General features: G+C 47.1%; 15 protein-coding genes. 9 read left to right on the forward strand and 6 right to left on the reverse strand.

What is annotated here, in order from left to right; all coding sequences use genetic code 11:
• Nucleotides 1-3: 3 nt before the first annotated feature.
• Complete coding sequence (locus tag NFU07_RS15015; protein ID WP_251479471.1) at nucleotides 4-1134, reverse strand: glycerate kinase; 1131 nt, start codon at nucleotides 1132-1134, stop codon at nucleotides 4-6.
• 133 nt (nucleotides 1135-1267) lie between these two features.
• Here NFU07_RS15015 and NFU07_RS15020 point away from each other — a divergent pair, with 133 nt between their 5' ends.
• Nucleotides 1268-2347, forward strand: a complete 1080-nt coding sequence (locus NFU07_RS15020) for a CdaR family transcriptional regulator (protein ID WP_251479473.1) — start codon at nucleotides 1268-1270, stop codon at nucleotides 2345-2347.
• A gap of 40 nt (nucleotides 2348-2387) precedes the next feature.
• On the opposite strand, the gene NFU07_RS15025 is transcribed toward NFU07_RS15020, so the two are convergent.
• Entirely contained in the window at nucleotides 2388-3359 is a 972-nt protein-coding gene (locus tag NFU07_RS15025) for an alpha/beta hydrolase (protein ID WP_251479475.1), read from the reverse strand.
• 39 nt (nucleotides 3360-3398) lie between these two features.
• Here NFU07_RS15025 and NFU07_RS15030 point away from each other — a divergent pair, with 39 nt between their 5' ends.
• Genes NFU07_RS15030 through NFU07_RS15040 form a run of 3 tightly spaced genes read left to right on the forward strand, consistent with a single transcriptional unit; the run spans nucleotide 3399 to nucleotide 4200 of the window.
• Nucleotides 3399-3707 (forward strand): PadR family transcriptional regulator, encoded by a 309-nt coding sequence (locus NFU07_RS15030; RefSeq protein ID WP_251479477.1) that lies wholly within the window; start codon nucleotides 3399-3401, stop codon nucleotides 3705-3707.
• Nucleotides 3685-3900, forward strand: coding sequence for a DUF2812 domain-containing protein (locus NFU07_RS15035; protein WP_251479479.1), 216 nt, complete (start codon nucleotides 3685-3687; stop codon nucleotides 3898-3900). The genes NFU07_RS15030 and NFU07_RS15035 overlap by 23 nt, the downstream gene beginning before the upstream one ends.
• 6 nt (nucleotides 3901-3906) lie before the next feature.
• Nucleotides 3907-4200, forward strand: a complete 294-nt coding sequence (locus NFU07_RS15040; protein ID WP_251479481.1) for a DUF2812 domain-containing protein — start codon at nucleotides 3907-3909, stop codon at nucleotides 4198-4200.
• 93 nt (nucleotides 4201-4293) lie between these two features.
• Here the strand turns inward: NFU07_RS15040 and NFU07_RS15045 are convergent, their stop codons facing one another.
• Together NFU07_RS15045 and nadX are read right to left on the reverse strand one after the other, a co-directional pair.
• Nucleotides 4294-4548 carry a hypothetical protein gene (locus NFU07_RS15045; RefSeq protein ID WP_251479483.1) on the reverse strand — a complete coding sequence of 85 codons (255 nt, stop codon included), beginning with the start codon at nucleotides 4546-4548 and terminating at the stop codon, nucleotides 4294-4296.
• Between the two features lie 123 nt (nucleotides 4549-4671).
• Nucleotides 4672-5451 (reverse strand): aspartate dehydrogenase, encoded by a 780-nt coding sequence (gene nadX, locus NFU07_RS15050; RefSeq protein ID WP_251479485.1) that lies wholly within the window; start codon nucleotides 5449-5451, stop codon nucleotides 4672-4674.
• A 222-nt stretch (nucleotides 5452-5673) separates the two neighbouring features.
• Here nadX and aldA point away from each other — a divergent pair, with 222 nt between their 5' ends.
• The 4 genes from aldA (at nucleotide 5674) to NFU07_RS15070 (ending at nucleotide 11258) form a co-directional block, all read left to right on the forward strand.
• On the forward strand, nucleotides 5674-7125 hold the full coding sequence (aldA, locus tag NFU07_RS15055; protein WP_251479487.1) for an aldehyde dehydrogenase: 1452 nt from the start codon (nucleotides 5674-5676) through the stop codon (nucleotides 7123-7125).
• Nucleotides 7126-7311: 186 nt separating this feature from the next.
• Nucleotides 7312-8547 carry a dicarboxylate/amino acid:cation symporter gene (locus tag NFU07_RS15060; RefSeq protein ID WP_251479489.1) on the forward strand — a complete coding sequence of 412 codons (1236 nt, stop codon included), beginning with the start codon at nucleotides 7312-7314 and terminating at the stop codon, nucleotides 8545-8547.
• Nucleotides 8548-8681: 134 nt separating this feature from the next.
• Nucleotides 8682-10409, forward strand: coding sequence for an adenine deaminase (gene ade / locus NFU07_RS15065; protein ID WP_251479490.1), 1728 nt, complete (start codon nucleotides 8682-8684; stop codon nucleotides 10407-10409).
• Nucleotides 10410-10541: 132 nt separating this feature from the next.
• Nucleotides 10542-11258: a 3-ketoacyl-ACP reductase gene (locus tag NFU07_RS15070; protein WP_251479492.1), complete on the forward strand. Its 717-nt coding sequence runs from the start codon at nucleotides 10542-10544 to the stop codon at nucleotides 11256-11258.
• A 60-nt stretch (nucleotides 11259-11318) separates the two neighbouring features.
• On the opposite strand, the gene NFU07_RS15075 is transcribed toward NFU07_RS15070, so the two are convergent.
• The gene (locus tag NFU07_RS15075; protein ID WP_235198366.1) at nucleotides 11319-11744 is read right to left on the reverse strand and encodes an OsmC family protein; all 426 of its coding nucleotides are present in this window, start codon (nucleotides 11742-11744) and stop codon (nucleotides 11319-11321) included.
• 185 nt (nucleotides 11745-11929) lie between these two features.
• On the opposite strand from NFU07_RS15075, the gene NFU07_RS15080 reads away from it, so the two are divergent.
• The gene (locus NFU07_RS15080; protein WP_251479494.1) at nucleotides 11930-12685 is read left to right on the forward strand and encodes a GDSL-type esterase/lipase family protein; all 756 of its coding nucleotides are present in this window, start codon (nucleotides 11930-11932) and stop codon (nucleotides 12683-12685) included.
• Nucleotides 12686-12786: 101 nt separating this feature from the next.
• Here the strand turns inward: NFU07_RS15080 and NFU07_RS15085 are convergent, their stop codons facing one another.
• The gene (locus tag NFU07_RS15085; protein ID WP_251479496.1) at nucleotides 12787-13857 is read right to left on the reverse strand and encodes an alpha/beta fold hydrolase; all 1071 of its coding nucleotides are present in this window, start codon (nucleotides 13855-13857) and stop codon (nucleotides 12787-12789) included.
• Between the last annotated feature and the right edge of the window lie 12 nt (nucleotides 13858-13869).

The raw sequence follows: 13869 nt of genomic DNA on the forward strand, positions 1-13869 counted from the left end.
CTTTTAGTTTTTTAAATAAGCTGTCATGACTTTTTTTGTCTTCAATTTCAATTGGCGATAGGGTTCAGCGATTGACTGTTTAGCTGTTACATCTTCCCCGACGACCGCATGGATTTCTGTAAAGTAAGGCTTGAGAAGTGGCAGGCTTGCTGCGTCCACCATACCGGAAACTAAAATAACGGGCTTGCCTGCTTTTTGTGCCGCTTCAGCGATGCCGAGCGGCGTCTTGCCGGATAAAGTCTGGCTATCGGTTTTTCCTTCTCCCGTTAAAATGAGATCGACTGTCCCGAGATGCTGGTGGAAAAGAATGGCGTCCAGTACGACATCGATGCCGCGCTGCATCTGTCCTCCGAAAAAGGCCTGCATGGCACCACCTGCACCACCTGCAGCTCCCGCTCCTTTTCTGTCGTGGAGGGCAATGCCCGTCTGCCGCTCGACAACGTCTGCATAGTTTCGAAGATTGGCGTCAAGCTTCTCGACCGCTTCTTTGGAAGCTCCTTTTTGCGGACCGAATACAGCGGAGGCGCCGTTTGATCCGACAAGCGGGTTTTCCACATCACTCGCGATGACAAAACGGCTTTCTGAAATCCTCTTGTCAAAACTGGAATCATCAATCATCACAAGGTCGCCTAACGAGCCGCCGCCGCGTGGAAGCACTTCCCCTTTTTCATCTAGAAACTTCATGCCGAGTGCTTCAAGCATTCCGGCGCCTCCATCATTTGTGGCACTTCCACCGAGCCCGATGATAAAATTCCGGAACCCTGCATCAAGTGCATGGCGGATCAATTCTCCTGTGCCGTATGACGAAGCCGTATAAGGATTCCGTTCATGTTGACCGAGAAGCATAAGTCCCGACGCTTCCGCAATTTCGATGACACAGGTGCTGCCGTCACCCAACACACCATAAGCGGCTGCTACTTGGCGGCCGAGCGGATCTTCGACGGAATGGCTGACCAAGCTGCCTTCAGTCGCTTCCACCATGGTTGCCATAGTGCCTTCCCCGCCGTCTGCCGCCGGCAGCAATACGATTTCTGGATTTTGATCCAACTCCGCTATCGCTTCTTTCATTGCTTGAGCTGCTTCCATTGCAGACAAGCTGCCTTTAAATGAATCCGGTGCTACTAAAATCTTCACTGCCCAAACCCCCTTACCTTGTGAATAAAGCGCTTACATGAAATTATAGTGAAAAGGCAAAGCGGATACATTATACTTGATGTACAACTTTATTAACAAAATAATGAGAATATATATACCTTAAGGAGTAATCATGATTACAAAACAGCTAGCGGAAGAAATTGTCGAACAAACGATGATCCGGCTAAACCGCAATTTAAATGTCATGGACACAAAAGGCATGATTTTGGCTTCAGGGGAGGCGGAGCGGATTGAAAAAATTCATGAAGGCGCAGCACGGGTTGCAAAAACCGGCGAAACTGTTGCGATTTCAGAAGCAGACCTCACGGAATGGCAAGGCGTCAAACCCGGCATCAATATGCCCATCCACTTTCAAGGAAATCTCGTCGGTGTGATTGGCATCACGGGAAACCCGGAAGAGCTGAAAGAAATCTCGACACTCGTTCAACTGACGACCGAGATGATGGTCCACCAGTCGCTCATCACTTCCCATATTGAATGGAACCGGAAGCGCAACGAATTGATTTTCGAAGAATTGACGAGCGGCAAACCTTTATCCGCTGCCGTCCATGAACGGATCTTCCAAATGGGCATTGAAGGGAAGATGTCTTTTACCACCCTCTTGATTGAGTTGAAAAAACCGCCTACTTCTTCGCAGCGGATCATCGAACAGCTCGAATCGCATTTTGATAGCCAAACCGTCATCGCCGGCCATTCACAGCTGAACGAAATCTTCCTGCTCATTGCAGGTGCCGGACCGTCGAAACTCGAAGAGGAACTTTACAGCTTGCTTCATTTCCTGCAGAAAACCGCTCCTGGCAGAATCGGGGTCGGCATCCTGGTCGACAGCATTTTCGATATCCGCACTTCCTACTTGGCTGCACGAAACGCTTTGAGATTCGGCAAGCCTGGCCAGCAATTGATCTATTTTGAAGACGTGGAGCTGATGGCCCTCCTGAAGCGTAATCCAAAAGATGAACTTGAGAAATTCACAGACCGGATCCTGAGTGGACTCAGCGATACCTTATGCCAGACCTTGACCGAATTCCTGTCATGCAATAAAAACCATGCGGACACTTCTGCACGGTTGAACATCCACCGCCACACATTGACTTACCGCTTGAAAAAAATTCGTGAGCTGACAGGATTAGATCCAACTGAATTCAAAGATGCAGTTGTCATCTACCTCGCACTTGCACTTCGAAACTCCTAAAAAAAAGAGCTCGGCAGATCAACTCATCTGCCGAGCTCTTTTAAGTTTGCGGTGCGAAGTAATTTTCTGCAGCGTATTTGAAAGAGTCCATTAGGAAATCTCTCGCTGCGCGGCTGATTTCCGCTTTTGAATGAATGATATCAAAACCGTGGTAAGCACCTTTGTAGATGTTAAAATCTACCGGCACACCTGCGCTCCGCAAGTTTTCGACGTATTGCACAGTTTCGTCCCGAAACGGCTCAATGTCGCCGACAAAGGTCGCAGCCGGCGGCAACTCTCGATAATCCGCTGCCCGTGCTGCCGCCGCATAGGCAGGTACGTCTTGACCTTCCAACTTCCCTAGGTACAATTTCCATGCCCAGCGATTCGTGTCCGAATTCCAGACCGGCGCATTATTTTCACGTGCGGATTCTGTTTCCATGCGGTCATCCATCATCGGATAAAGCGGCATCTGAAAAGCGAGATTCACTTCTCCCCGGTCCCGTGCATATAGGGAGAGAGCAGCCGTCAATCCGCCTCCAGCGCTTTCCCCGCCAACCATCAATTGATCGGCTCGGATGCCCAGTTCGTTTGCATGGTTTTTCATCCACATTAAAACTTCATAGCAATCTTCAAGCGCCGCCGGATACGGTGCCTCAACCGATAGCCGGTAATCCGGTGCGATGATCACACAATCTTTCGTTTCGATCAAACGCTGATACATCTTGCCGCTCATTTCAGGCACCCCTTGCGCGTAGCCGCCTCCATGCATCCATAGCACCCCCGGAACATCTTTCACCGGATAAAGCGGTTTATAGATGCGCACGCGAATCAAGGAATCATCTTTTCGGCTGATCAGCACTTCGTTGCAATCCAGGCCCTTTACATCTTTCCCTTTGCTTTTATCCATCTGTTTCTTGGAGTTATGCATGGACGCGATAAACTTTTCTTCCGTCGATTTGGTTACCAAGCGGTCCAAAAGTTTTCCCCGCAGCTTTAATTCATTATCGATCATGTCCGGCGTGATATTCAATCGCTTCTCCCCCTTTGCGCGGTGCTTTTTCATCTTAATTTGTATGCTAACTTACCAAGAACTTTGCGGCAAGAAACAAATCTCTCCTCTTTAATTTTTGAATACAGCGACGGGGACATTGTCCTCGCACCGGGTACTCTATACGGCGTCTTGACCAATCTGCAGAAACAAAAACTTATCGAACTTGTCACCGCTGAAAAAGAAAGCCGCCAAAAAAAGACATACCGGCTGACAGATGAAGGGCAAACGGTTTTCGAACTGGAGTACCAGCGCTTTAAAAAGATGCTGACCATCAGCGATGAAATCTTGAAGGGAGCTGAAACAGATGAAGACGATGAAGAAATTTAAACTCACGCTCGCCTACGATATCGAAAAAGAAGCCAATTGGCTGACGGAAATGTCTGCGAAAGGATTTCATTTCTATAAATACCGTTGGGGATTTTATTATTTCGAAGAAGATCCATCGAAATCGTATATCTACCAAACGGATTTTCAGGAATCGAGCGAAGAATATTTCGAGCTTTATAAAGAAGCTGGCTGAGAGCATATGCAAACTGAGCTTGGCCAATACCATTATTTCCGTGCCGACAGAAATACAATCGGAGACGAACGGATTTATTCCGATCCCGCTTCCATTAAAAGCATGTATAAGCGAATGCTGCTTTTCTATGTCGCTATTTTCATCGGCATGCTCGTCAGCCAAATCGGCATTGTGCTGACATGGAATGGCAACTTGCTGTCAAAATTTGCACTGGTCTTAGTAAGTGCTGTCGTCATTCTGTACATCTTCCTCTTCATCAAATTGCTGCGGCAAATGAGAAGAGCGGAAAAACTGATTTAACTTCATCGTTCTTTTAAAAAACCCCTGAATCCAGAGCCTTTTAATAACGGCCTGGGATTCAGGGGTTTCACTGTTTCACTGTTTCTATTCAGTTTAATAGCTGCTTGAATAAACTAAAGCGTTATCCACGAACACTTTACATTCAATTGTAAAGAAACCGCCAATCGCTACTTTTACATTTTGCATGCCATTCATGCCTTTCAACTGCCCCGTGAGATTCCCCTGAAAACTGAGTCCCAGATTTTCATCCTGCAGCTCTCCATCGATGAACAGCTTTTCGCCATCCAGCCAGCGATTTTCCACTACGATGCTGCGTCCTTCGTAAGTTGTTTCAAATGTCTTTTTCATTTTAGCCCTCCTTGCAGAGTGTTGGAATGAAGAACCATTCTTTCAATCGCAATGATTCTTTCATTTGTTTTGCTAGTACAAGTGTAACATACAGCAGAAAAAATTATGTCTATTATTCCCAAATCAATTCCCGATCCGCAGCGCGTTCCCTCGATTCTGCAGCACTGAAAGGATACTCAAAGCTGCAAGCAAGCTTGTTTTCGGATTGCTTGGCATCGGATTGTTTTCAACCTGCAGTTTCATCCGGCCGAATGTCCCTTCCGCTTCAATCGTATGGGTATTCCGCTCGATATCCGGATCGACAATGATGCGGACGCGTGTCTTGTCAACGCCGATGCCGGCAATCGCAAGCACTAGAGCCACATTGATATTTTTCGGGAATTTTTCAACCGCTTCAAACGCCGAGCCTTCGAAGATCACTCTTTCTTCTTCTGCTTCAACGCCGAGTGATGCCGGAGATTTCCGGGTCGTGATTTGGACACGTTCTAACCCGCCAGCCGCTTTCGCCGATTGCAGTACATCCAATCCTCCGAGTGCACCGGAAGGCAAATAAATATTGGTCCCTTTCGCTTCCGCCAAACTTTTCAGTTCTTCCAGAAAAGGCATGTCTTTGAAAACACCGATGCTGCCGACGACGAGGTCCTTTTGATGCTCCACGACATCTTTCACATAAATGCCCGCCGCTTCGACCGTTGCTGCTTCGACTACAATATCAAGCGGCAGATTCAAGAAGCCTTGAATGTCCGTATAGAAATCAGCTTCAAACCGTTCGCTCAATTGCTGGCCCATTTCTTCGTTGCGCCCGAAAATGGCGATGACCCGTCCCTCTACCTTTTGATACTGATTGATTTGTTCCAATAGATACGAAGCAATATTACCCGTTCCGATAATCCCAATATTCATGGTCAGCCTCCTTTTGGAAATTGATCGATTCCTGATTCCCTAATTGACTCATACTTTTACCTCATTATACATGAATTTCATTTATTTCTTCCCACGCCCATTTTTCAAAAGAAAGAATTTTTTGTACAACGAATTTATCCTATTTTTAGTGTATTATCCTCAGTTTAGTAAATTGGTTTAAGGGAAAAATACACTAAACTCAAAATATTAGGAGGAATTGATTTGCAAAACCACCAATTGTACGTGAACGGTAAATACGTAGAATCCACCGGCGCTGAATGGATTGATATCCTCAATCCTTCCACTGAAGAAGTCATCTCCAGAATCCCAAAAGGCACGGCAGAAGATGTAGATAAAGCCGTCGAAGCTGCTTTTCAAGCTCAGCAAGCCTGGGAATTGACCCCAAATATCGAACGCGGGAAGATTGTCCGGAAACTAGGTGACGAAATCGCGAAAAGACGCGATACGTTCATTGATTTATTGCAGGAAGAACAAGGAAAAGATTATGAATTAGCGAGTGGAGAAGTGGATTTAGCCATTGATTATTTCCATTATATGTCCGAATGGGCCAGAAGAATTGAAGGTGAAATCGTGCCAAGCGACCGCCCAAATGAAAATATCTTCGTTTACAAAAAGCCGATCGGCGTTGTAGCGGGGATCATTCCATGGAACTTCCCGGTCTTCATTTTAGCGCGTAAAGTTGCGACGGCTTTAGTGACAGGCTGTACGATTGTTATCAAACCGAGCCAGCAGACGCCAAATACCACAATGGAATTCACCAAGATCGTGGATGCAATGGAAGAAATTCCGGCTGGTGTTTACAACGTGGTGATGGGTACCGGTTCTGAAATCGGCAACGCACTTGCCTCCCACAAAAAAGTGCAATTGATCACCATGACGGGCAGTGTCCAGGCCGGGACGAAAGTGATGGAAGCGGCGGCACAGAACATCACGAAAGTAAACTTGGAACTGGGCGGCAAAGCACCAGCCATCGTGACACAGAACGCCGATTTGGATCTTGCAGCTGAAGCGATCACCACTTCGCGTCTTGCAAATGGCGGCCAGGCCTGCACAAATGCAGAACGTGTTTATGTCCATGAAAGCGTAGCGGAAGCATTGACCGAGAAATTGATCAAAGCATTTGAAGCGAAAAAACTCGGAAATCCGAGACAGGACAAAGACGTCGAAGTAGGTCCGCTGATCAGCGAAGACCGTCTTGAAACGGTTGAAGAAATGGTACAAGAAGCCGTAGCTGCAGGTGCTGTAGTCGCGACTGGCGGAGAGCGCCCTGATTTTGACAACGGCTTTTTCTACAAGCCAACCATTTTGACGAATGTAGAACATGATTCAGCGATCATCCGGGAAGAGATTTTCGGGCCCGTCCTTCCAATCACTACGTTTAAAACCTTGGACGAAGCGATTGAAAAAGCGAATGACACCGTCTACGGTTTATCGTCTTCCGTTTACACAGATGATTTGAACGAAGCGATGCGCGTCGTTAATGAAATGAAATTCGGTGAAACTTACGTAAACCGGGAGAATTTCGAGGCCATTCAAGGCTATCATGCCGGCATGCGCCAGTCCGGACTTGGCGGAGCTGATGGCAAACACGGGATGGAAGATTTCCTGGCCACTCAAGTCGTCTATATGCAATACAAAAATGATAAACAGTAAAGAATTGAAAAGATGCAAAGCGATCATCGTTTTGCATCTTTTTCTTTTGCTTCCTTCTGATAATCCTGTAATTTGAGCATTGGTTTTGACAAGATTCCTTTTGTGCTATAACTTAAAATATAATTCCTAGTAAATCTATCAGCATTAACTAGATAATTAATTATCCCTTCAGGAGGACCTTAGTTTATGAAAGCCATTTGGAAAAAATATTTAGATGCCTCGTTAATTTTAAAAATTACCGTTGCACTTATTCTCGGCATCGTGGTCGGCGTCATTTTCGGAGAAGACGCTGTTGCACTCGCTCCATTCGGCGATTTGCTTTTGAATTTGCTGACGTTCTTAATCATCCCGCTGATCTTATTCACTCTTATTGTCGGCGTTAACCAGACCCAGATCGGCGACCTAGGACGCATGGGCGGGAAAGTATTCCTCTACTACACGTTCAGTTCCGCATTTGCCATCATAGTCGGGTTGGCAGTAGCGAGCATTTTCCAGCCGGGAACCGGCATGCAGCTGGACGGCAGCGAAACGTTTGATGTTCCGGATAACCCAGGCATCGTCAGCGTTCTGTTGAATATTGTACCGTCTAATATTTTCACTGCGTTCAGCGAACTCAATTTGCTTGGCATCATTTTCACAGCATTCGCATTCGGCATCGCCATTTCTTATATGCGCAGTTCCTCAGAACTCGGAGAACTCGGCGGCCATCTTTATAAGTCAATCGAAGCATTGAATGAAGCGACGCTGCTGATTTTGAAAATCGTCCTTCAATACGTGCCAATCGGCGTCTTTGCCATCATGGCGAAAACGATCGGCAGCCAAGGCTTGGATACGCTCTTCTCTTTAGGGGAAATGATTCTTGTCTTGTATGCGGCACTTGCAGTTCAAATCGTTCTCTACACCCTTATTTTGATCCTGTTCAAAGTCAAACCTGGCCGATTCTTTAAACAAGCGCGTACACCGATGCTTACGGCCTTCGTTACGCAAAGCAGTTCAGGCACGTTGCCGCTGACTTTAACAGCGGCGAAAAATCTTGGCGTACCGAAAAGCCTCTACGGCTTCAGCATTCCGCTCGGTGCGACGATCAATATGGACGGCGCCGCCATCCGAATCGCTGTGTCGGCTGTGTTTGCCGCTAATCTAATCGGCGATCCTCTGAGCCTTACAGATATGTTATTGGTCGTGCTAGTCGGAACACTTGCTTCCATCGGAACGGCCGGGATTCCAGGAGCCGGCATCGTCATGATTGCGACAGTCTTTGTCCAACTCGGCTTGCCTATGGAAGCTGTGGCCTTGCTGACAGCCATCGATGCACTTGTCGGCATGGGCTGTACTGCCTTGAACGTAACCGGCGACTTGGTCGGAACTGCTGTAATCGACCAAAACGAAAAGAAACGAAATACAGCGAAAGCATCTATTTAACGAATTGAAAGGCGGCTGCAGGCAGATGCAGCCGCTTTTTTATTTTCTTATTTGTTGCTGTCCCTTCATTCTTTTTCAGGTAAAATGAAGCATAGTTTATTTTATCCGAAACCACTCAAAGGAGCCTGAGCACTGTGAATAAATCCCAATTGAAAAAAAGAATCGACGCCGCCAACAAGCAACAAAAGGCGGACCTCGTCATTCGAAACGCGTCCATCGTCAACGTCTTCACAAAAAGCTTAACGACTGGAGATGTGGCCATTGCTGATGGCATGATCGTCGGCATCGGCAATTACGAAGGCGCAGTTGAAATCGACGCAGCTGGAAAATTTATCGCACCTGGCTTGATCGATGCCCATGTCCATATCGAATCATCGATGGTGACGCCACGGCAATTTTCACAAGTCGTCTTGCCGCACGGAGTTACGACCGTGATAACGGATCCACATGAAATCGCCAACGTCAGCGGGACTGATGGAATTGAATTCATGCTAAAAGACGCAGAATCCACTTTGCTCGACATCAAAGTGATGCTTCCTTCGTGTGTCCCTTCCACTCCTTTTGAAAACGCCGGCGCTAAGCTCTCCGCCGAAGACTTGGCCCCTTTTCTTCAGCGCGGCCAAGTTCTCGGATTGGCGGAAGTAATGGATTTCCCTGCTGTCTTGCGCGGAGACGATGCCATGCTGGATAAGCTTTTGCTCAGCCCGCAAATCGATGGCCATGCGGCGGGACTTTCCGAAAACGACATCAATGTATACGGGACTGCCGGTATTTTAACCGACCACGAATGCGTCTCTAAAGAAGAAATGGTGTCACGCCTTGAACGCGGCTTATATGTGATGCTGCGTGAAGGGTCCGTCGCGAAAAACCTCCATGCATTGCTTGAAGGCGTCACAGAACAAAATGCGCATCGCTGCTTGTTCTGTACAGACGATAAGCATTTAGATGACTTAGTTGAAGAAGGCAGCGTCGATTACAACGTACGCGTTGCCATCCAACAAGGCATCCAGCCGATCACAGCCATTTCAATGGGCAGCTTTTATGCGGCGCAATGCTTTGGATTAACTCAAAAAGGCGCGATTGCCCCTGGCTATGATGCAGATTTCCTGCTGCTCGATAGCTTGGAAGATTTCACGATTTCAGAAGTCTTTAAAGGCGGCGTGCTTGCTGCAAAAGAAGGCCGCTACACGGGGCCAAACGAAGAAATGAGCGATGCATCTTTAGTCCAAGACACTGTTCAAATGGCGGAGCTATCGATTCGCGATTTGCAGATCCCTCTAGGCGAAAGCAAGGCAGCCCATATCATCGGCATCAACCCGAACAATCTCATCACGGAGCATCTCATCGAAAAAGCCTCTGTTTCAAATGGCTTCTTTGTTTCAGATGCCAATCAGGATCTTTTGAAGATGGCCGTGATTGAACGCCACCGGGCGACCGGCAATATCGGGCTTGGCCTCGTCAAAGGTCTCGGCATCCAAAATGGGGCCATTGCGACAACCGTTGCGCATGATTCGCATAATATCATTGCCGTCGGGACGAATGATGAAGACATCAAATATGCAGCGGATGCGCTCCACCAATTGCAAGGCGGACTCGTTGTTGTTCAAGACGGTAAAATTTTGGCAAGCCTGTCACTTCCGATTGCCGGGCTCATGTCAAAAGAACCCTTTACTGCCGTTTATAGCCAGCTCAAAACCTTGGATGAAAGTTTGCTGCAAATCGGTGCGCCCATTCATTTCAATGCCTTTCTCACTTTGTCGTTCTTGTCATTGCCGGTGATCCCCCATTTGAAATTGACCGACCGCGGCTTGTTCGACGTTGCAAGCTTCCGGCACATCGAAGTCGCTGCAGAAGCCGAATAAACCCGTTTCACCCGCAGCAGGAATTTTTCCTGCTGTTTTTCTTTTTTCCTGAGCGCTTCAGTTAGTTTTTTCACCGCATTTTGCTACACTGATGAATGGAACTTATTTCTTCACACTAGAGGAGCGGTATATATGCAAAACTTAACAGGAAAAACAGCATTGATCACAGGAGCTGGCCGAGGAATCGGACGCGCAACAGCCATTGCTTTTGCAGCAGAAGGCATCAATGTAGGGCTTGTCGGACGTACGGCAGCCAATTTGGAAAAAACAGCTGCAGAACTTGAGCAATACGGGGTAAAAACAGTATTTGCTGTTGCAGACGTAGCAGATATGGACGCGGTCAATGCAGCAGTCGAGCACATCACGGCTGAACTTGGGCCGATTGATATTTTGATCAACAACGCTGGAATCGGCAAATTCGGTAAATTCCTTGAATTATCGGCTGAAGAATTCAAAAACACGATCGATACGAATTTAATGGGTGTCTATTACGTAACCCGTGCCGTATTGCCGCAAATGATCGAGCGCCAATCCGGCGACATCATCAACATTTCATCAACAGCTGGACAAAAAGGCGCGCCAGTAACAAGCGCATACAGCGCTTCGAAATTCGGCGTTATGGGATTGACGGAGTCGTTAATGCTGGAAGTCAGAAAACACAATATCCGTGTGACGGCTTTGACGCCAAGCACCGTCGCTACCGACCTTGCGATTGAAGGAAACTTGACAGACGGCAACCCGGAGAAAGTCATGCAGCCGGAAGATTTGGCTGAAATGATGGTGGCTCAATTGAAACTTCACCCACGCGTTCTCTTGAAATCAGCTGGCCTTTGGTCAACAAACCCGTAATAAGCGATATACAAAAACACCTCCGATTTTTGTCGGAGGTGTTTTTTTGAATTGCCTTCCTTAATCCACGGTTTTTACAGGCTCATCATTGATCGCATAATGGTAGCTGGTCGTGGCATTGAGTGAATGGATGACAGTGCAGTAAGTTTCGCTCGATAATTTGATCGCTCGAATGACTTTGTCTTCCGGAAGCTCTCCTTTTAAATAATACGTGATGGCAATTTCAGTGAAACGCTTTGGATGCTCTTCAGCACGAGTGCCTTCGATATCCATATAAAATTCATCCACTTTTAAGCGCATTTTATTGAGCACTAAGACAATGTCCATTCCGGTACAAACCGCCGCCGCATGCAATAATACTTCCGGCGGCCGAGGTCCGCTATTCGCGCCCCCACTTTCTTCCCCCGCATCGAGCAGCACCCGGTGGCCCGATTCCGTCAAGCCATCAAAAGCCATTCCACCGTTCCAGTTCAATCTTGCTTTCATTCCCCATCACCCTTTCCAGTTTTCTTCCCTATACCCTTTGTTAGATTGTTTCATCCGTTATTCTTCAAAAGATAGGATTATTAATAAATTGATATTTTATTAAAAAACAGTCTTTTCTGACTACAGACATTCTACTTACAGAGGATTACACTTTGAGTAAAAAAACAGGAAAGGAGGTGCGCCTGATGAGCAAATTGTTACGAATTGTCATTCTGTTGGTAATGGCTCTTTCTTTGCCTTTGACGACTGCTTTTGCCCATAATGACCGCCATCACGATTCCCTAGTTTCTTTAGGAGATTCCATCCCGTTCGGCTTTAGCCCCGAGCGCAATAACGAAAAGCCTGCGAAATACGCCTATCCGTATTTGATCGGAGAGAAAGCCGATTTGCATGTGAAAAATTTGGCGGTTTCCGGTGCAGAGACCGATGACCTGCTCGCTGCACTCAAAAAGAATAAACATTTCCGCCAGTCAGTGAAAAAAGCGGATTATGTGACTGTCCAAATTGGCGGCAATGATTTCCTTGCCAGTTTAAGAGCTGCCTATGCAGAGAGCCGCGGAGATACGAAATTGTTCCACCGTTTGCTTGAGAAAAAATTAGCCGAAAATGATGCGTTCAAAAATCTCCATGCCATCGTCAAAGAAATTCGCTCGTTGACGAAAGCGAAAGTTGTATTGTACAACTTGTACAACCCGTTCCACTTAAACAGCCCATTCCACAAAGTCGCTGATCTGTACTTACCGGAACTTAACGCCATGTATAAAGACGTCGCTAACTCACATAAGAATGTGAAATTGGCAGATTCCTACCATGCATTTGGCGATAACCAAGCAAAATATTTAATCAAAGGGGACATTCATCCGACCAAAGCCGGCCACGAAAAGCTCGCGAAAATCGGCTTGAAAGCGTTAAGCCATAAACACGTTCACCAGCATCGTTAACGAAATAAAAACGCGGCCTTCAAAATGAAGGCCGCGTTTTTCTGTATGCTTTTCTTTTATTATCCCCTCCATGAGTTGATCGAAATTCCTTTTTGCTCCAATCAATCATGGACACCTTGTTTTACTGGCACCGAAAGCAGCTCTTTCAAGTGACGGTCGATTTGGCCGTGATACGCTTCCCCTTCTCCGCCGAACAATCCGAAATGGCCGGCGATGCTTGAAATGACACGGAGCTCGCTATTTGGAATCATTTTCTGTTCCCTTTCGCAATCGCTTGGCGGAAAGAACATATCGGTATCGATCGGCATGACATACGTGACAGCTTTAATGCGCCCAAGCGCTTTTTCCAAGTCTCCGTCCGTTAACCGGCTGACATCGCCGCGCTGCCACTTCCAGCCCATGGCAAGCAGCGCATTCGGGTCCATCGCTTGAAAGAAAGGCTCCAAAAAACCGCCGACCAATTCATCCACAGTCGCTACACCAAACAAATCCCATTTTTCTTGATTGAAAAACTCCGGACAAAAGCCCATGACGGCCCAAATATCGGCATGCCGCTTCAAGCCGCCCGCGACTTCTGTATGGGAAGTGTAATTGCCGCCATTCCAACCCGGATCAGAAGTGATGGCATCCATCAGCGTCTGGGTGAACAGAAAATCATGGACCGTATTTTTAGCAGTGCCTGCAATTGGCGCCGCCCGCTTGACCATATCTGGGAATCGAACTGCCCATTCGTAAGTTTGCTGCGCTGCCATGGACCCGCCGACCACTAAAGCTAATTCCTCGATTCCGAATTTTTCCGTTATCAATTGATGCTGCGCCCGTACATCGTCTCCGATGCGCACTTTCGGGAAACCGCTCATACTGATGGATTCTAGGCTATTATGCGGCGAACTCGACAAGCCATTCCCAATCTGATTGATCACCACGATAAAATATTCTGCCGGATCAAGCGCTCTGTCTTCCCCGATGTAAGTTTCATAATCTTTGCTGGTTCCTGAAAACCAAGTTGGAATCAGGATGGCGTTATTCTTCGCTTCATTCAATTGGCCATGCGTTGCATACGCCAATTGGCAATTGGGAATCGTACCCCCTTCTTCCAACTTAAAATCCCCTAGCTCATAAATCTCAAATGGCCCGTGATTTTCTTGTGAATAAAACAGATTCTCAATCATCAACATTCCGCC

The organism is Planococcus sp. NCCP-2050, from assembly GCF_023708025.1.
Lineage (GTDB): Bacteria > Bacillota > Bacilli > Bacillales_A > Planococcaceae > Planococcus.